Origin of the sequence: Streptomyces sp. NBC_00647, assembly GCF_045207245.1 — a bacterium.
Lineage (GTDB): Bacteria > Actinomycetota > Actinomycetes > Streptomycetales > Streptomycetaceae > Streptomyces.
Genome location: NZ_CP109040.1, coordinates 3,722,501 through 3,739,520 on the forward strand (window position 1 = coordinate 3,722,501; position 17,020 = coordinate 3,739,520).

At 71.9% G+C, this 17,020-nt stretch carries 15 protein-coding genes; 7 read left to right on the forward strand and 8 right to left on the reverse strand.

Annotated features, from left to right (window positions below; translation table 11 throughout):
- The first annotated feature begins 70 nt into the window (after nt 1-70).
- Nucleotides 71-1,714: a M4 family metallopeptidase gene (locus OG788_RS16365; RefSeq protein WP_406371620.1), complete on the forward strand. Its 1,644-nt coding sequence runs from the start codon at nt 71-73 to the stop codon at nt 1,712-1,714.
- Between the two features lie 125 nt (nt 1,715-1,839).
- On the opposite strand, the gene OG788_RS16370 is transcribed toward OG788_RS16365, so the two are convergent.
- Nucleotides 1,840-2,439: a dihydrofolate reductase family protein gene (locus tag OG788_RS16370; RefSeq protein WP_351557408.1), complete on the reverse strand. Its 600-nt coding sequence runs from the start codon at nt 2,437-2,439 to the stop codon at nt 1,840-1,842.
- A 210-nt stretch (nt 2,440-2,649) separates the two neighbouring features.
- Nucleotides 2,650-3,273: an NAD(P)H-dependent oxidoreductase gene (locus OG788_RS16375; protein ID WP_351557410.1), complete on the reverse strand. Its 624-nt coding sequence runs from the start codon at nt 3,271-3,273 to the stop codon at nt 2,650-2,652.
- Nucleotides 3,274-3,718: 445 nt separating this feature from the next.
- Here OG788_RS16375 and OG788_RS16380 point away from each other — a divergent pair, with 445 nt between their 5' ends.
- Complete coding sequence (locus OG788_RS16380) at nt 3,719-4,237, forward strand: hypothetical protein (protein WP_406371623.1); 519 nt, start codon at nt 3,719-3,721, stop codon at nt 4,235-4,237.
- A gap of 174 nt (nt 4,238-4,411) precedes the next feature.
- Nucleotides 4,412-5,032, forward strand: coding sequence for a class F sortase (locus OG788_RS16385; protein WP_406371625.1), 621 nt, complete (start codon nt 4,412-4,414; stop codon nt 5,030-5,032).
- A gap of 4 nt (nt 5,033-5,036) precedes the next feature.
- On the opposite strand, the gene OG788_RS16390 is transcribed toward OG788_RS16385, so the two are convergent.
- The 4 genes from OG788_RS16390 to OG788_RS16405 form a co-directional block, all read right to left on the reverse strand.
- A complete protein-coding gene (locus tag OG788_RS16390; RefSeq protein WP_351557422.1) occupies nt 5,037-5,819 on the reverse strand; it encodes a TSUP family transporter in 783 nt (260 codons plus the stop codon).
- A 105-nt stretch (nt 5,820-5,924) separates the two neighbouring features.
- Nucleotides 5,925-6,572: a response regulator transcription factor gene (locus OG788_RS16395; RefSeq protein ID WP_351557425.1), complete on the reverse strand. Its 648-nt coding sequence runs from the start codon at nt 6,570-6,572 to the stop codon at nt 5,925-5,927.
- A 20-nt stretch (nt 6,573-6,592) separates the two neighbouring features.
- Nucleotides 6,593-7,870, reverse strand: a complete 1,278-nt coding sequence (locus OG788_RS16400) for a sensor histidine kinase (RefSeq protein WP_406371628.1) — start codon at nt 7,868-7,870, stop codon at nt 6,593-6,595.
- Between the two features lie 10 nt (nt 7,871-7,880).
- Nucleotides 7,881-8,486 carry a hypothetical protein gene (locus OG788_RS16405; protein WP_406371629.1) on the reverse strand — a complete coding sequence of 202 codons (606 nt, stop codon included), beginning with the start codon at nt 8,484-8,486 and terminating at the stop codon, nt 7,881-7,883.
- Nucleotides 8,487-9,067: 581 nt separating this feature from the next.
- Here OG788_RS16405 and OG788_RS16410 point away from each other — a divergent pair.
- Genes OG788_RS16410 through nirD form a run of 3 tightly spaced genes read left to right on the forward strand, consistent with a single transcriptional unit; the run spans nt 9,068 to nt 13,350 of the window.
- Nucleotides 9,068-10,351, forward strand: coding sequence for an NAD(P)/FAD-dependent oxidoreductase (locus tag OG788_RS16410; RefSeq protein ID WP_406371631.1), 1,284 nt, complete (start codon nt 9,068-9,070; stop codon nt 10,349-10,351).
- The gene (gene nirB, locus OG788_RS16415) at nt 10,352-12,991 is read left to right on the forward strand and encodes a nitrite reductase large subunit NirB (protein WP_406371632.1); all 2,640 of its coding nucleotides are present in this window, start codon (nt 10,352-10,354) and stop codon (nt 12,989-12,991) included.
- Entirely contained in the window at nt 12,988-13,350 is a 363-nt protein-coding gene (gene nirD / locus OG788_RS16420) for a nitrite reductase small subunit NirD (protein WP_406371634.1), read from the forward strand. Before nirB ends, nirD begins: the two co-directional genes overlap by 4 nt.
- A gap of 130 nt (nt 13,351-13,480) precedes the next feature.
- On the opposite strand, the gene OG788_RS16425 is transcribed toward nirD, so the two are convergent.
- Together OG788_RS16425 and OG788_RS16430 are read right to left on the reverse strand one after the other, a co-directional pair.
- On the reverse strand, nt 13,481-14,416 hold the full coding sequence (locus OG788_RS16425) for an oxidoreductase (RefSeq protein WP_406371636.1): 936 nt from the start codon (nt 14,414-14,416) through the stop codon (nt 13,481-13,483).
- 182 nt (nt 14,417-14,598) lie between these two features.
- Nucleotides 14,599-16,050, reverse strand: a complete 1,452-nt coding sequence (locus OG788_RS16430; RefSeq protein ID WP_406371638.1) for a hypothetical protein — start codon at nt 16,048-16,050, stop codon at nt 14,599-14,601.
- A 480-nt stretch (nt 16,051-16,530) separates the two neighbouring features.
- On the opposite strand from OG788_RS16430, the gene OG788_RS16435 reads away from it, so the two are divergent.
- On the forward strand, nt 16,531-16,815 hold the full coding sequence (locus tag OG788_RS16435) for a lactococcin 972 family bacteriocin (protein WP_406371640.1): 285 nt from the start codon (nt 16,531-16,533) through the stop codon (nt 16,813-16,815).
- The last annotated feature ends 205 nt before the right edge of the window (nt 16,816-17,020 follow it).

Sequence of the window (17,020 nt, forward strand, 5' to 3'; positions counted from 1 at the left end):
CAGCTTTCAGCGCCCCCTCCATGCGCTCTCCCCCACGCGCCCTCCCCAAGGCGCCCTTCCAAGGAGACCGATGAGTCGAATACGGCACATCCGAGGTTCCTCTCTCGTCGCCGCCGGCGCGGCCGTGACCACGGCCACCCTGCTGGCCGCCGCGCTCGCCCCCGCCGCGAACGCCGACAGCAGGCCGACCCGGGCCACCGCGCTCGAGAACGCGGCCTCGGCCCTGGTGGCCCACGCCACGAACCTGGGCCTCACCTCCGCGCAGAACACCTCCGTCCGCGACGTCGTCGTCGACAAGGACGGCACCCAGCATGTGCGCTACGACCGGACGTACCGGCAACTCCCGGTGCTCGGCGGTGACTTCGTGGTCCACCTGGCCCCGAACGGCACGTACCGCAGCGCGAACCGCGCGACGGCCAAGGCCATCTCGCTGCCCGGCGTCACCCCCGCGCTGTCAGCCCCGAAGGCGGCCGGACTGGCCGTGACCGCGCTGCGGGCCGCCCATCCGGGCGAGGCACTGAAGAAGCTGACGGCCAAGCCGCGACTGGTCGTGGACGCCCTGCACGGAACGCCGAGGCTCGCCTGGCGCACGGACGCGGTGGCCCAGGACTCGCTCGGCAACCCGGTCGCCCGCACGCTCCTGACCGACGCCCTCAGCGGCGCGCGGATCGACGCGTGGGACAACATCGAGACGGCGACGGGCGACGGAACCTCGCTGTACAGCGGCACGGTTCCGCTGGAGACGACGCTGTCCGGATCGACGTACCAGCTGAAGGACCCGACGCGCGGGAACACGTACACGGGCGACGCGGCGAACAAGACGGACCTGTGCATCTTCGGGATCTGCATCAGCCGGGCGCCCGCGACGCTGTTCACCGACACGGACAACCACTGGGGCACGGGCGCCACTTCGGACCGCTCGTCCGCGGCGGTGGACGCGCAGTACGGCACGAACGAGACCTGGGACTACTACAAGAACGTCCACGGGCGGAACGGCATCGCGGGTGACGGCAAGGGCTCGTACAACCGCGTGCACTACGGCAACAACTACAACAACGCCTTCTGGGACGACAGTTGCTTCTGCATGACGTACGGGGACGGGGACGGCTCGACGTTCGGGCCGCTCGTCGCGCTGGACGTCGCCGGGCACGAGATGTCGCACGGCGTCACCTCGAAGACGGCCGCGCTGACGTACTCGGGCGAGTCCGGCGGCCTGAACGAGGCGACGTCCGACATCTTCGGCACCATGGTGGAGTGGTACGCGAACAACTCCTCGGACGCCGGTGACTACCTGATCGGCGAGAAGATCGTCCGCTCCGGCTTCGGCAAGCCCGCCCTCCGCTTCATGGACAAGCCCTCCAAGGACGGCAACTCGGCCGACTGCTGGAGCAGTTCGGTCGGCAACCTGGACGTCCACTACTCCTCCGGCGTCGCCAACCACTTCGCCTACCTCCTCTCGGAGGGCAGCGGGGCGAAGACCGTCAACGGCGTCAGCTACGACTCCCCCACCTGCAACGGCTCCACGGTGTCCGGCATCGGGCACGACAAGGTGGGCAGGATCTGGTACCGCGCGCTGACGGTCTACATGACCTCGTCGACGAAGTACGCGGGCGCGCGCACCGCCACGCTGAACGCGGCCAAGGACCTGTACGGCGCGGGCAGCACCGAGTACAACGCCGTGGCGGCGGCCTGGTCGGCGGTCTCCGTGGCCTGACCGGCACCGGACACCCTCCGGCCCCCGGGCCGACCGGCAACCGGACGCTCTCGGGGGTCCCGTGGGCAGGCGTCGCGAGGACGCCTGCCCACGACTCGGTCCTGGCCCCTCCGCACGGGCCCCGCCTAGCCCTCGTCCGCCGGCCGGTACACGCTCACGTCCACTCCGGTCTTCGCGGTGACCGTGGAGACGTGTACGAGCGGGCGCTTCATGCCGTCCTCGGGGAAGATCGTCTTGCCGCCTCCGAGCATCACCGGCATACGGATCAGCTGGAGCTCGTCGACCAGGCCCTCGGCCAGCAGCGTGCGCACGAGGGTGGGACTGCCCATCATCGCGAGGTCGCCGTCACCGGTCGCGCGCAGCTCGCGGATGCGGGCGACACTCTCGTCCCCGGGGATGAGCGTGGTGTTGTCCCAGGCCGACAGCTCCGCCTCGCCGAGGGTGCTGGAGACCACGTACTTGGGAAGGGAGTTCATCCGGTCCGCGAACGGATCGCCCGCCCGCTCGGGCCACGCCCCGGCCATCGTCTGCCAGGTGCGGCGCCCGAACAGCAGTGCCTCGGCCCGGGAGAGCCCCGCCGCGAACGCGCCGCCCACGACCTCCGGGTCGAAGTAGGGGTGGGACCAGCCGCCGTGGGCGAACCCGCCGTCGGTGTCCTCCTCGGGACCGCCGGGCGCCTGCACGACACCGTCCAGGCTGATGAACTCGCTGATCACGATGCGCATGGGACTCGCTCCTCGTCGCTGTGCCTCGGCCACGTCACGCGTTCGGTCGCGTCACGTGTTCGGTTACGTCGGTGAAGACCGGCGCACCGCTCCGAAATCATCGCGTCCGGCCGACGCCATGATGTGATGCGGCACACATTCCGGCGCGCCTTCCGGCCGGCCGGGTCGTGCCACGCCTCGTCCTCGACACTCGTCGGGCCGCCCCGGGACTCAGCCCCCGTACGGCCGCTTCCCCCTGGCCTCCTTCAGCGCCCTTGCCCACCAGCCCAGTTGGTCGAGCATCGTCTTCGCCGCCGCCGCGGGGCCCACGGCGTCGCGCGGGTGGCCGGCCTCGTCGAAGGCGGCGCCCGCGCCGTGGAAGGACACCGTGTCCCGTACGGTCACCGCGTGCAGTTCGGCGAAGACGTGACGGAGGTGCTCCACGGCCCGCAGACCCCCGGACACTCCGCCGTACGAGACGAGGGCGACGGGTTTGGCCCGCCACTCGCCGTAGTGCCAGTCGATGAGGTTCTTCAGGCCGGCGGGGAAGGAGTGGTTGTACTCGGGGGTGAGGACGATGAAGGCGTCCGCGTCGGCGAGGGCGGGGGTGACCTTCGCCAGTTCGGCGGCCACCGCGGGGGACGGGGAGTGGGACAGGGCCGTGGGGAGTTCGACGGAGGCGACGTCGAGGACCTCGGGGAGGAAGTCGTCCCGTTCGCCGATGCGGTCCAGCAGCCAGCCCGCGACGACGGGACCGAAACGCCCCTCGCGATTGCTGCCGACCACGACGGCGACCCGTACGGGCGGCTCGGACATCTGCTCGGGGACAGTGGATTCAGCTGTGGCTGTCTTCATGAGGGACAGCCTCATACCTCAACCATTCTTGAGGTCAAGTCCTGAGGTCGAGCCGGGCCGCGCCCGCCCCGCCCGGCCGCTTCACACCGGCACACACTCCTCCACCCCACTCCGCCCCCTCCACCCCCTCCGCCCTCCCGTCCCTTCCGCCACCGCACCTCGATTCCCTCGCTTCCCGAGCCTCCCGATCACCCGTTCACACCCCCAGCCCCGCACCCTTCGGGTTCTCCTGCGCGACACGCCGCGCGCACACCGATGACCTGCCGGAATGCCGGGGGTTCCGCCGTTTCCGGCACCCCGCCTGACACCCGTTCACATCATTTCTGACGCACCATCAGAGAGCGGCCGGGGGCATGTGCCACTTACCTCGGTTAGGCAGGGGTTCGACCGACGCAGCGGCACTTGGGGGTGTCGCGGGCCGCGCCCCCTCGGAGGAGCTAGCACGATGCGACGTACCGCCCGTCTGATGACCGGTACCGCGCTCGCCGTCGCCGTCGCGGCTCTGGCCGCCGCGCCCGTGTACGGCGCGGACACCGGAAGCCTGGAGGTGTTCCCCTCCACCGTCGTCCCGGGCGCCGAGGTCACCGTCAACACGGCCGCGTGCGGTTCGGACGGCACCGCGAACGGGGACGCCGGGGCGGTGGGCGGCGGTACCTTCACGCTGGCCGCCAGCGCACACGAGCAGGAGGCGATCGGACAGTTCCGGGTACCGCCGAGCGCGCAGCCCGGGACGTACGAGATCGTCGCGCGGTGCTCCCACGGCCGGCGGGTCACCGGGGACCTGATGGTGACCCTGACCTCCACGCGCGAGCAGATCCAGCCGCGCGGGCATGTGAACACGGGTGTCGGCGGCGCGCTGGGCCCCGACCCCGTACAGACCGCGGCGGGAGTGGCGGCGCTGGCCGTCGCCGCCGCGGGCGGTACCTGGCTCCTGCATCGCCGGGCGAGAGGCGACGGGATCTGACGGGCACCCTCCGCTGCCCGTCCGCCGGTACCGCCGTCCCTCCCCCTCCGTGGCCCGACGCCCCTCGCGGCCCGGAGGGGGACGGGACCGACCCCATCAGCACCCCGGCCGGCACCCTCGGCCGCCGGGGCCCGGCCGGCCCGGGCCCGGGAAAGGAACCGTGAGGAGGCTCGCGTGCGCCGGGTCAGCAATGTCGCCATAGCGTCCGTCACCGTCGTCGCCCTCTGCTCCGGTGCCTGGCTGCTGCGCAGCGGCGCCGAGCCGCACCCCCCTCCCCAGCCCTCCCCGGCACAGGCGGCGACGGCCGGGGACGGCGCGCGGTCCGTCGCCCCCGCGATGCCGCACTCCCCGCCGGACCGCATCCGCATCCCCGCGATCGGCGTGGACGCCCCCCTGATGGGGCTCGGCCTCACTCCGCAGGGCAGCCTGAACGTGCCGCCCGCGGAGAAGAAGAATCTGGCCGGCTGGTACGAGGCCGGGACCACCCCCGGTGAGCGCGGCACGGCCGTCGTCGCCGGGCACGTCGACAACGCCGACGGCCCCGCCGTCTTCTACGACCTGGGCGCCCTCCGCAAGGGCGGCACGGTCGAGGTGGACCGGCTCGACGGCAGCACGGCCCTGTTCACCGTCGACGCGGTCGAGGTGTACGACTCCCGCGCCTTCCCCGACGCGAAGGTGTACGGCGCCGCGCGCCGGCCCGAGCTGCGCGTCATCACGTGCGGGGGCGGCTACTCGGAGACGACGGGCTACCAGGGGAACGTGGTCGTCTTCGCCCATCTCACGGGCAGCCGCTGAGCGTTCAGGCGAGCCACTGCTGGTACGCCAGATTGGCCACCAGTGCGAACACCACCGTCAGCAGCACCACCCGGACGAACCCGCTGCCCTTCTTGAGCGCGGTCCGCGCCCCCACCATGCCGCCCGCCAGATTGAACACGGCCATCAGGGCGGCGAGTTGCCAGAACACCGTGCCCTTCCAGGCGAAGGTCGCGAGGGCGCCCGCGTTGGTGCAGCAGTTGACGATCTTGGCGGTGGCGGAGGCGGTCACCAGGTCGAGGTGGAGCAGGGCGGTGAGCGCGAGCACGAGGAACGTTCCCGTGCCGGGGCCGATGAGCCCGTCGTAGAAGCCGATGCCGAGGCCCGCGAGACCGATCGCGGCGAGGACGCGGCGCGGGGAGACCGGGGTGGTCGGCGGCGCCGTGCCGAAGGCGGGCCGCAGGATCACGAAGGTGCCGACGCCGACCAGGACGACCATGACGACCGGCTTGAGCACGTCGGTGCTCAGCCCGGCCGCGACGAACGCCCCCGCCGTGGAACCGGCGAGCGCCGCGGCCCCGATCCGTACGGCGAGGCGCACATCGACGGGCGCCTTGCGCGCGTACGTCACCGCGGCTCCCGTCGTACCGACGATCGCCACCGCCTTGTTCGTGCCGAGCGCGTAGGCCGCCGGGGTGCCGCCGGGCAGACCGAGCAGCATGGCGGGCAGCAGAAGCAGCCCTCCGCCGCCGACCACGGCGTCGATCCAACCGGCCGCCAGGGCTGCGGCGCAGAGCACAAGGACCATGGTCAGAGATATGTCGGGCATGATCGCGACCCTATGGACACGGTAGATGTGCCGTCCATGGATCTTGGGAAGCTTGAGCGACTTCAGAGGTTCGCACGGGCGGGTTCCCCGCGCGGGCGCCGGCGCTCAGTGCACCGAGTCCAGGTAGCGCAGGACAGCGAGAACCCGCCGGTGGCCGGTGTCCGACGGAGGCAGGTCGAACTTCAGGAAGATGTTGGCGATGTGCTTCTCGACGGCGCGTTCGGAGACCGTGAGGGCGGCGGCGACGGCCTGGTTGGTGCGGCCCTCGGCCATCAGGGCGAGGACCTCGCGCTCGCGGGGCGTGAGGGTGTCGAGGGCGCGGACGCGACGGCTCGCGCCGAACAGCTGGGAGACGACCTCGGGGTCGAGCGCCGTGCCTCCCGAGGCGACCCGTTCCATGGCGTCCACGAACTCGCCGATGTCGACGACGCGTTCCTTGAGGAGGTAGCCGAACCCCGCCGGGTCGCTCAGCAGCCGGGCGGCGTACTTCGTCTCCACGTACTGGGAGAAGACCAGAACGCCGGTGCCGGGGTGCTCCTCGCGCAGCCGCACGGCCGCCCGGATGCCCTCGTCGGTCTGGGTCGGCGGCAGCCGGATGTCGACGACGGCGACGTCCGGCCGGTGCTCGGCGACCCCGGCCAGCAGGGCGTCCGCGTCGCCCACCGCCGCGACCACCTCCACTCCGCGCAGCTGGAGCAGCTGGGCCAGCCCGTCACGCAGCAGGGCCGAGTCCTCGGCGATGACGACGCGCATGGGGCTCCCGTTCACCAGGGTCAGCAGGGCAGTTCGACGGTGACCACGGTAGGCCCTCCCGGCGGGCTGTCGCAGGCCAGCGTGCCGTCGACGGTCCGCGCGCGGGCCAGCAGACCGGTCAGGCCCGAGCCCGCGCCGATCACCGCTCCCCCGCGCCCGTCGTCCCGCACGCTCAGCCGCAGCAGCCCGTCCCGGGCGGTCACCGTGACACCAGCCCGCGTGGCCCCGCTGTGCTTGGTGGCGTTGGCGAGGAGTTCGGCGGCGCAGAAGTACGCGATCGACTCGACCGCCGGACTCGGCCGCTCCGCGATGTCTGCGCTCAGCTCGACGGGCAGCGCGCTGTCGGCGGCGAGGGTGGCCAGAGCCGTGTCCAGGCCCTGGTCCAGTACGGGCGGATGGATGCCCTTGACGAGATGGCGCAGGTCGGCGATGGCCTGCCCGGCGTTGCCCCGCGCGGTGTCCACGACGGTGAGCAGCCGGTCCGCGGGGGCACCGGCTGCGATCAGCTCCCTGATCATCGTGAGGTGCATCCCGAGGGCGACGAGCCGGGCCTGTGTGCCGTCGTGCAGGTCGCGTTCGATACGGCGCAGGGTCGCCGCGGCGTCGTCCACGGCCTGGGCGCGGGTCTCCTCCAGGGTGCGGATGCGGCGGTCGGCGGGGTCCGGTCCGAGCAGGGTGGCGATCCAGGACCGGTGCGGGGCGAGCGCCTGCCGCAGCAGCCAGGCGGCGGTGGCCAGCAACAGCAGTCCGAGGGCCACCGGGATCAGCCATCGTGGCCAGGAGTCGACCTGGAAGCCGAAGAACTCCAGCGACACCCGGCGCTCGGTGCCGTCGGCCGCCCGCTCGGTCTCGTAGTTCCAGTGTTCCAGGACGGGGTGGAGGGTGAGCAGGACGCCGTAGACGTAACCGATGACGAGGGCGACGTATCCGAGGACGGCGGTGAAGGGCGTCGCCAGGGCGCAGGCGACGGCGCGCCAGCCGCTCCGGTCGGCGAGCAGCGCCCGCCGCCAGCCCAGTGGCCCGGCGCCCGGGCGGCGTTCCGGCTCCTCGATGTCCAGCCCCAACAGACCACGGGCCAGGGCACGTTGGAGCCTGCCCAGGGCGAGTGCCCCGCGGACGGTGACGGCGATCAGCCACAGCCCGAGGGTGGTCACGGACAGCGCGCCGCCGACCAGCAGGCCCACGAGCGTGAGCACGAACCCGGTCAGGGCGAGCGGGAAGGCGATCAGCGCGTAGAGGAGGACCGCGAGGGCCCGCCGCCCGAACGGGAGGCCCAGCGTGGCGCGGAGGCGGTTCATGGACCCCAACCTAGGAGAGGAGCGCCGCCGCGAGGCGGAGCTGTACGGCGGCCATGACCCTGCCGAGCCACGGCATGAGCAGCAGGAATCCGACGCCGCCGACGAGGGCGTGGAAGGCCCAGGCGCCGGCGAAGGTGGGCCCGCCCCAGGCGTTCGCGTAGTCGGAGCCGGCGCGCAGGGGCCAGCCGAGGTTCATCGGCACGATGGACCAGCCGTAGCCGGTGACGGCCAGGACGAGGAGGTTGAGGGGCGCCGCGAGGAGCGCGTGGACGAATCCCTTCAAGGGCCCCGGCGGCTCCGCGCCCTCGGGAATCCCGGTATCGGGAAGGGCGTCGGCAGAGCCGCCCTCGGTGAGTCCGCCCTCGGGACGGACGAGGAAGCGGTGCACGAGTGCCCGCTGCCAGCGTCCCGTCGGGGCGCCCACCGGCGACAGCAGGACGCAGGCCACTCCCGCCGGGAGGGCCAGCAGTGCGTACGCGACCTGCCGCCAGGTGGCCGCCCGGAACGGCTCCCGGACGAACCGCCAGACGCGTACGGAGGCCTCGTCACGGTCGGCGGGCGGCCGGAGCCGGACGTCGTGGGCCGGCGGAGGCTGAGGTTTGCGGGCGGTGGCCATGGTGGGTCCCCCTCGTGGGCGGGTGGAGCGGCGTGCACGGTGAGCGGGCGGAACGCGTGCGGCGCGCGAATCCGCGGAGCGCGAATCCGCACCTTCGGGATCCGGACCCCGAAGGTGCGGAACAGGTGGGGTCCGGCCCTTCAAAGGATTCCGCCCGCAGACGCGCCGATCGATCGTGCCCGCACGGAGACCGGAGGTTCGGCTGACCCCACCACCCACCCCGGCTCGCGCCCGCACGGAGTCCGGGGGTCCGGCCGACCCCACCACCGACCCGGCTCGCGCCCACACGGAGAAGGGCGGCTCGGCCGACCCCACCACCCACCCGGCTCCGACCCGCCTCCGACCCCGGCCCGGTCCCCCGCCGGCCGGTGTCCGGGCCGCCTGCCCTCTCCCCCGCCCCTCTCGGCGGGCCCCGCCGCACGGCTCGTCCCGTCTCCCTCCCGGCCCCCCGAACCTCACAGCCCACCCCGCACCGGCCCTCCGAACCCTCACACCGTGGTACCGCCCCCGCTGAGGGCAGCGTTCCTCCCGGGAAACAGACGTGATGCCACCGGGTAACACCGGCACCGCACGGTGTGGACATGACCTCGAATACGCGTGTGGTGGTGATCGGCGCCGGACTGGCGGGTGTCCGTCTCGCCCGGCGGCTCGACGAGCTCGGCGCGACCGGCGGCGCCCGGTCCGCCGCTTCTCCCGTCTCCGTCACGCTGATCGGCGACGAGGACCACGCCCCGTACAACCGGGTGCTGCTCGCCGAGGTCCTGGCGGGACGGTACGCCCCCGAGGTGATCGCCCTTCCCGGCGTCGACCGCCTCACCCGGGCCCGGGTCACCGGCATCGACCGCGTCACGCGCACGGTGCGCTGCGCGGACGGCGCGGTGATCGCATACGACACGCTGGTCCTCGCGACCGGCTCCAACCCCGTCCTTCCGCCGCTGCGCGGCCTGTTCGCCCAGGGCCGGCACGAACTCCCGGAAGGTGTGCACGCGTTCCGCACCATGGACGACTGTCTGGGCCTGTCGAAGGCCGTCCGGCCCGGCACCCGCGCCGTCGTGATCGGCGGCGGCCTGCTCGGAGTGTCGGCCGCCCGGGCGCTGGCGTTGCGCGGGGCCCAGGTGGTGCTGGCGCAGCAGGCCGAACGGCTCATGGAGCGTCAGCTCGATCCGGCCGCGTCCCGCCTGGTGCACCGGCACCTCACGGAGCTGGGCGTCGAGGTGCACACCGAGTGCCGGGTGCGCGACGTGCGCTCGGTCGGCGGCGCGGTCCGCTCCGTCGAGATGGCCGACGGATACGCCCTGGACGCCGACCTCGTCGTACTGGCCTGCGGCGTCCATCCCCGCACGGGCCTCGCCCAGGACGCGGGACTCGCCGTCCACAAGGGCATCCTCGTCGACGACGAACTGCGGACGTCCGACCCCCGCATCCGGGCCGTGGGCGACTGCGCCCAGCACGACGGCACGGTCTACGGGCTGGCGACCGCGGCCCTCGAACAGGCCGACGTCCTCGCCGAGTCGATAGCGGCCGAGGCCCTGCCGGGGAAGCGCGCGGCCACCCGCTCCCCCGCCCGCTACACCGGCACCCGTTCCCTCACCCGCCTCACCCTGGCGGGCGGCATCACGCCCTTCGACCTCGCCGCGTTCGGCGAGACCGATGCCCTGCCCGGCGACGACGTCGTCCAGCTCGCCGACGCCACCCGCGGCACCTACCGCAAGGTCGTCGTCCGCGACGACCGGCTGGTCGGCGGCGTGCTCGTCGGCGAACTCGGCACCGTCGGCGCCCTCGCCCGCGCCTGGGAGGGAGCAGAGCCGCTCCCCTCGGACGGCGCACCGCTGCTCCACCTGCTCACCAACGACGGAGGCTCCTGAATGTCCCCGGACACGACGACGATGACAACGGCGGCGACGGCCCCGGACGCCGGGACCGCGCCCACGATCGTGCTCGTCGGCCACGGCATGGTCGGACAGCACTTCCTGGAGTCGCTCGCCGAACGCGGCCTGACCGCCACGCACCGCGTGGTCGTGCTCTGCGAGGAGCCACGCCCGGCCTACGACCGGGTCCAGCTCACCTCGTACTTCTCGGGCCGCACACCCGACGAACTCTCGCTCACGGACGCGGAGTTCATCAAGGAGCACGGTATCGAGCTGCACCTCGGCGATCCGGCCGAGTCGATCGACCGGGACGCGCGCACCGTGACCGCCCGGTCCGGTCTGACTGTCGGCTACGACACCCTCGTCCTTGCCACCGGCTCCTACCCCTTCGTTCCGCCGGTGCCCGGCAAGGACGCCGAGGGCTGCTTCGTCTACCGCACGATCGAGGATCTGCTCGCCATCGAGGAGTACGCGAAGGCGCGGGCGACGACCGGCGCCGTCGTCGGCGGCGGCCTGCTCGGCCTCGAGGCGGCCGGTGCGCTCAAGGGGCTCGGACTGACCACGCACATCGTGGAGTTCGCGCCGCGCCTGATGCCGGTGCAGGTGGACGAAGGCGGCGGCGCCGCGCTCCTGCGCACCATCGAGGACATGGGCCTGAGCGTGCACACCGGCACGGGCACCCAGGAGATCGTCACCGGTGACGACGGCGCCGTGACCGGCATGAAGCTGTCCGACGGGTCCGAACTCCCCACGGATCTGGTGGTGTTCTCGGCGGGAGTCCGTCCGCGCGACCAGCTCGCCCGTGACATGGGGCTCACCGTCGGCGAGCGCGGCGGCATCACGGTCGACGAGCAGTGCCGCACCTCCGACCCGTCCGTGTTCGCGATCGGCGAGTGCGCCCTGGCCGCGGACGGCCGGGTGTACGGACTCGTCGCGCCCGGCTACGAGATGGCCGCGACGGCCGCCGCGACGATCGCCGCCGACGAGGCGAGCTTCACCGGCGCCGACCTGTCGACGAAGCTGAAGCTCCTCGGTGTCGACGTCGCCTCGTTCGGCGACGCGCACGGGGCCACCGCCGACTGCCTCGACGTCGTCTACGCGGATTCGCGCTCGGGCACCTACAAGAAGCTGGTCATCGGCCGCGACGGTCAGCTCCTCGGCGGCATCCTGGTCGGCGACGCGGACGCCTACGGCACCCTGCGCGCCTTCACCGGCTCGGTGCCGCCGATCTCCCCCGAGCAGCTGGTGCTGCCGGCGGGCGCGGGGGCCCCGGTGGCCCTCGGCCCCTCCGCGCTCCCCGACTCGGCGGTCATCTGCTCCTGCCACAACGTCACCAAGGGCACGATCAGGGGCGCGGTCACCGAGCACTCCTGCACGACCGTCCCCGAGGTCAAGAAGTGCACCAAGGCCGGTACGGGCTGCGGAAGTTGCGTCAAGGTCCTCGGTCAGCTCGTCAATGAGGAACTGGCCGCGAGCGGCGTCGAGGTCGACCACGGCCTGTGCGGCTGCTTCGGGCAGACCCGCGAGGAGCTGTACGAGATCGTCCTGGCGCTCAGGATCACCTCGTACCGGACGCTGCTCGACCGGTACGGCCGCGAGGAGGCCCGGGGCGGTGACGGCTGCGAGGTCTGCAAGCCCGCCGTCGGCTCGATCATCGCCTCCCTGGCCCCGACCATCGGCGCCGACGGCTACGTCCTGGACGGCGAACAGGCCGCGCTCCAGGACACCAACGACCACTTCCTCGCCAACCTCCAGAAGAACGGCTCGTACTCCATCGTGCCGCGCATCCCCGGCGGCGAGATCACTCCCGAGAAGCTCATCGTGATCGGCGAGGTGGCACGGGACTTCGGGCTCTACACGAAGATCACCGGAGGCCAGCGGATCGACATGTTCGGCGCGCGGGTGGAGCAGCTCCCGCTGATCTGGGCACGGCTGGTGGACGCCGGCTTCGAGTCCGGGCACGCGTACGGAAAGTCGCTGCGCACCGTCAAGTCCTGTGTCGGACAGACCTGGTGCCGGTACGGCGTGCAGGACTCGGTCCGGATGGCGATCGACCTGGAGCTGCGCTACCGGGGTCTGCGCTCCCCGCACAAGCTCAAGTCGGCGGTCTCCGGGTGCGCCCGCGAGTGCGCCGAGGCCCAGTCCAAGGACTTCGGCATCATCGCCACCTCCAACGGCTGGAACCTGTACGTCGGCGGCAACGGCGGCGCGACCCCGCGCCACGCGGACCTGCTGGCCCAGGATCTGGGCGACGCCGAACTGATCCGCCTCATCGACCGCTTCCTGATGTTCTACATCCGCACGGCGGACCGACTGGAGCGCACCTCGACCTGGCTGGAGCGGATTCCCGGCGGCCTGGACCACGTCCGGGAGGTGGTGGTGGAGGACTCGCTCGGGATCTGCGAGGAGCTGGAGTCGCTGATGACCGCGCATGTCGCGAACTACCGGGACGAGTGGGCCGAGACCATCAACGACCCCGAGAAGCTGGGCCGGTTCGTGTCCTTCGTGAACGCCCCGGACACCCCGGACCCGGTCGTCGGCTTCGTCCCCGAGCGCGACCAGATCAAGCCCGACCTGCCGCTGCTGACCATCGGACACCGTCCCCAAGAAGCCCTGGAAGGAAGTGCCCAGCGATGACCCTGGCACCCGAGACGACCCGGACGACGGCCGCCCTCAAGCTCCAGCTCCTGCTGGAGGACGGCTGGTTCACGATCTGTGAGCTGGCCCTGCTGACCCCCGGCCGGGGGGTCGCCGCGCTCCTCCCGGACGGCAGCCAGGCCGCCCTGTTCACCGACCGCGCGGGACGGACGTACGCCATCGACAACCGTGACCCGTTCAGCGGCGCGGCGGTGCTCTCCCGCGGGCTGACCGGAACGCACCGGGGCCGCCCGTTCGTGGCCTCCCCGCTGCTCAAGCAGCGCTTCGACCTGGAGTCGGGGCGGTGCCTGGACGACGAGGACGTACGGGTGACGACGTACGAGGTGCGGGCGGCCTGACCCGGGCAGCCGCGCGCCGGACCGGGACCGAGCGGGGCATCCGCCGGCCGCCGGCGCCCGCAGGTTCTCGGCGGCGCCGGTGTCCGCCCTCGATTCCCTCGTGGCGGCGCCGGTGTCGGCCCCGCCGGTGTCAGTCCTTGAGCCCCTCGTAGGTGACGCCCGTCAGCCGCTCCGAGGCGGCCCAGAGCAGTTCTCCCGCGATGTCGTCGCGGGTCCAGCCGGCCCGCCAGGACTTCGCGGGCGAGCCACGCCACATCGCGAAGGACGGTCCGACGAAGGTGTCGGGCCGCACGCCGGGCGCGGTGGCCGCGTACAGCGTCGGCAGGGCCCCGGCCTCGGCGCTCTGTGCGAAGACGCGGTTGCCGATCTCCATGAACCGCTCGGCGCCCTTGCGCCCCTCCAGCCGGGGACCGGCGGCCTGCAGGTTGGTGGAGGCGTACCCGGGGTGCGCGGCGGCCGCGACCGCGTCGCTCCCCGTGCGGGACAGCCGCCGCGCGAGTTCGTGCGTGAAGAGGAGGTTGGCGGTCTTGGACCGGGCGTAGGCGATCCAGCGGCGATAGGGCCCGTTCTCGCTGTTCAGGTCGTCGATGTCGATGTTCGAGAGCGCGTGGACCATGCTCGACACGGTGACGATCCGCGCCCCGGGGGTCTCGGCGATCATCGGGAGCAGCAGCCCGGTGAGCGCGAAGTGCCCGAGGTGGTTGACGCCGAACTGGGTCTCGAACCCGTCGGCGGTGCGGCCGAGAGGCAGCGCCATGACCCCGGCGTTGTTGACGAGGAGATCGAGCCGGTCGTGCGTCCGCTCGCAGACGCTCGCGAACTCCCTCACGGAGTCCAGCTCCCCGAGATCCAGCTGTATGAACTCGACCTCCGCGCCCGGCACTTCGACCACGAGCCGGTCCACGGCCTCGGCGCCCCGCCCCTCGCTGCGGCAGGCGAGGACGACCCGGGCGCCGCGGCGGGCGAGCTCGCGCGCGGTCACGTACCCGAGACCGCTGTTGGCCCCCGTGACGACGGCGGTGCGCCCGCGCTGATCGGGGACGGCCTGCGCGTTCCAGCCGGACATGGCGGATTCCTTCCACGGGGGGGTGAGGGCGGCTCCAGCCTAGAGCGGGTGTCGCACGGTCGAATCCTGCCGGGGCACAGCGCGTTGCGTCGCCGACCTGGGATTTCCGTCCCGGGGAGGCGTTCCGTCCGGCCTCGGGTCTCTTGTCCGGGGCCGCCGGCCGGAGTGGAGTGGCCGAGGGGTCATGAGCTGTCGTTGCGTCGGTACACCGTCACCCTGCGGCCCCGGACCTGCTCGTCCGCCACCGGCGTGAAGTACTTCTCCAGTACTGAGGTCTTCATTCGGTCCCGTTTCGCCGACACCGCCCTCGCGACCTTCGGCGCGTCCGTCACCAGGAGGATCCGCCGCCGGGTCAGCATCTCGGCGCGGATCCGAGCCGGGCCGGCCTCCACGCCCTTCAGGGTGCCGGACTTCTGCGGGCTCTCGGTCAGCGCTATGTCCCCCAGGCCGGTGAAGGCGTGCGGGGAGACCAACTTGGTGTCGCGGCGCGCTGCCGGTATGAAGAGGACCGCGTCTCCGGGCTCCTTGAGCCGTCGTACGTCCGCCGCCACGGACAGGACGTCGTCCACCCGGCTCGCCGCGGAGCGCTTGGCCAGCGACTGCGGCAGCAGTGCCGTCGTCGCCACGGCGATGGTCACGGGCAGGATCCACGGGGCCGCCCTCGGGAAGCGCGGCGCGGCCGCCCGTATCGCCGTGCCCAGCGCGGTTCCGATCAGCAGTGCCAGACCCAGCAGACTGAACAGGACGTACCGGTCCAGGAACAGCGGCTGGACCAGGGAGAGGCCGATCAGAATGAGCTGCGGCACCGCGAGCAGCGGCAGCCCCACGGCCGCCACCGACAATCGGCCCGCGCGGGGGCGGTCCACCAGGGCGCCGAGGCCGCCGATCGCCAGCAGGACCGCCGGGCCGATCAGCATGTGCCAGGTCAGCGGCGGTATCCAGGAGATCTGGGCGGACTGACTCCGGCTGAACAGGATCAGGGGCAGCACACCCGCAACGGCCGCCGCCGAGGCCGCCGTCCAGCGGGCCCACACTCCGCGTCCGGCCCTCGTGCGGGCCAGGGTCGCGGCGTGCGCGGGCAGAATCATCAGCGACAGCCAGTTCAGCAGTCCGCACAGCAGGATCGTGCCCCCGTAGGCCGCCCAAAGTGCCGCTCTGCCACGTCCCATGAGCAAGGTCACCAGCAGCAGCGTCGAGATCGCGGCGCCGGCCGCGACCAGCGCGTACGGGCGGCCCTCCTGCAGATAGAACTGCACCGCCGGAAGCAGTCCGAGCGCCAGCCCTCCCCCCAGACCCGCCCACACCCCGGCCAGTCGGTGGCCGATGACGGTCACACACGCCGCCGCCACCGCCATGGCCAGCACGGACGGCAGTCGCAGCGTCGCCGTGCCGGGCCCGAAGCACTCGAACAGTCCGTGCATCAGCAGGTAGTAGAGCCCGTGTACGGCGTCGACCTGTCCCAGCATGTGCCAGATCTCGGCGGTGGGCCGTTGGGCCACCTGCCAGGTCGCCGCCTCGTCCCGCCACAGACTGTGCTGCCGGGACAGCCCCCACAGGCCCAGGGCCAGGGTCCACAGCGCGGAAATCGGCCATACGGGCAGGGAGCGGCGGCCGGTGGTTATCGGGGGATTCATGAAGGTGGTCAGGCCCTCGGGGTAGCGGTACCGACTGAAGTCGGCGGTTCGTCGACTTGGCCAAGACCCACCGGACCGGCTTTCGGGTTGCGCGGAAGTACCGCGGAATCGCGAATTGCCCTGCCCGGAAAGGCAGGCGACATTGCCTGCCCCGCCTCGGAACTCGTCGAGAGTATATGGAGACCGAAAATGCCGCCACACACGGGGCATTGTGGCTGAAAAGTGCTGTCAGGATTTGGCGATATCCGACGCAACCACGAAAGGCTTTTTTGCATCCGCTCACGCGTCCCATGGCCCGTTCCGAATCGCATACCCCATGGCGGACTCGGCCAGAAATGGACCATGCCGGCCGATGCATGTCGCGACCCAAATTTGCCGTGATCTGGATCACTCAGATATTCGGTTGCCCGCGGCCGTACGTTTCGATCAAGATCTATTCCTGTTCCGACCAGAACAGATGACTAGGAGTCAGTCTTGAGCATGCAAAACGGGGTAAAGGCTGTGCTGGCGGCCACCGCCATCATCGTGGCCGCGGCCACGCCGGCATTGGCCACCAGTGTCGACGTCGGCGGTGGCAGGTGGAGCTACGACAAGGGCGCCAACACGGCGTGGTCGAACTACAAGCACCCGAACAACAAGCACGCGTCCTCGGTGAAGACGGGCGGCCACGTATTCGGCAGCGGCTGCACGGCCAAGGGCGAGTGGTCCCTGGCTTCGGCGGGGCTGAACGGCTCGGTGTCGTACTACTACGACCCGAACTGCTAATTCTCTGGGTCGAATCTCGACAAGCCTAGGAAGCCGCCGAGAGTGGCGCCGCTCCCGACTGCTCGGCTGGGCTTGCCGGATGGGCTTTGCGGCTGTGGAGGCGAGCCTCGCTCGCCTCCACAGCTTTTCTCTCGGACTCTGAATTCCCGGACGCGCGCTCCCGAGCGAGCGCCCTCAACCTAGGTATTCCATGCTGCATCGAGGT

What these genes read in the sequence shown, in the direction of transcription:
- OG788_RS16365 (WP_406371620.1), top strand. Translation starts at nt 71, where the DNA reads ATGAGTCGAATACGGCACATCCGAGGTTCCTCTCTCGTCGCCGCCGGC.
- OG788_RS16370 (WP_351557408.1), bottom strand. Translation starts at nt 2,439, where the DNA reads ATGCGCATCGTGATCAGCGAGTTCATCAGCCTGGACGGTGTCGTGCAG.
- OG788_RS16375 (WP_351557410.1), bottom strand. Translation starts at nt 3,273, where the DNA reads ATGAAGACAGCCACAGCTGAATCCACTGTCCCCGAGCAGATGTCCGAG.
- OG788_RS16380 (WP_406371623.1), top strand. Translation starts at nt 3,719, where the DNA reads ATGCGACGTACCGCCCGTCTGATGACCGGTACCGCGCTCGCCGTCGCC.
- OG788_RS16390 (WP_351557422.1), bottom strand. Translation starts at nt 5,819, where the DNA reads ATGCCCGACATATCTCTGACCATGGTCCTTGTGCTCTGCGCCGCAGCC.
- OG788_RS16395 (WP_351557425.1), bottom strand. Translation starts at nt 6,572, where the DNA reads ATGCGCGTCGTCATCGCCGAGGACTCGGCCCTGCTGCGTGACGGGCTG.
- OG788_RS16400 (WP_406371628.1), bottom strand. Translation starts at nt 7,870, where the DNA reads ATGAACCGCCTCCGCGCCACGCTGGGCCTCCCGTTCGGGCGGCGGGCC.
- OG788_RS16405 (WP_406371629.1), bottom strand. Translation starts at nt 8,486, where the DNA reads ATGGCCACCGCCCGCAAACCTCAGCCTCCGCCGGCCCACGACGTCCGG.
- OG788_RS16410 (WP_406371631.1), top strand. Translation starts at nt 9,068, where the DNA reads ATGACCTCGAATACGCGTGTGGTGGTGATCGGCGCCGGACTGGCGGGT.
- nirB (WP_406371632.1), top strand. Translation starts at nt 10,352, where the DNA reads ATGTCCCCGGACACGACGACGATGACAACGGCGGCGACGGCCCCGGAC.
- nirD (WP_406371634.1), top strand. Translation starts at nt 12,988, where the DNA reads ATGACCCTGGCACCCGAGACGACCCGGACGACGGCCGCCCTCAAGCTC.
- OG788_RS16425 (WP_406371636.1), bottom strand. Translation starts at nt 14,416, where the DNA reads ATGTCCGGCTGGAACGCGCAGGCCGTCCCCGATCAGCGCGGGCGCACC.
- OG788_RS16430 (WP_406371638.1), bottom strand. Translation starts at nt 16,050, where the DNA reads ATGAATCCCCCGATAACCACCGGCCGCCGCTCCCTGCCCGTATGGCCG.
- OG788_RS16435 (WP_406371640.1), top strand. Translation starts at nt 16,531, where the DNA reads ATGCAAAACGGGGTAAAGGCTGTGCTGGCGGCCACCGCCATCATCGTG.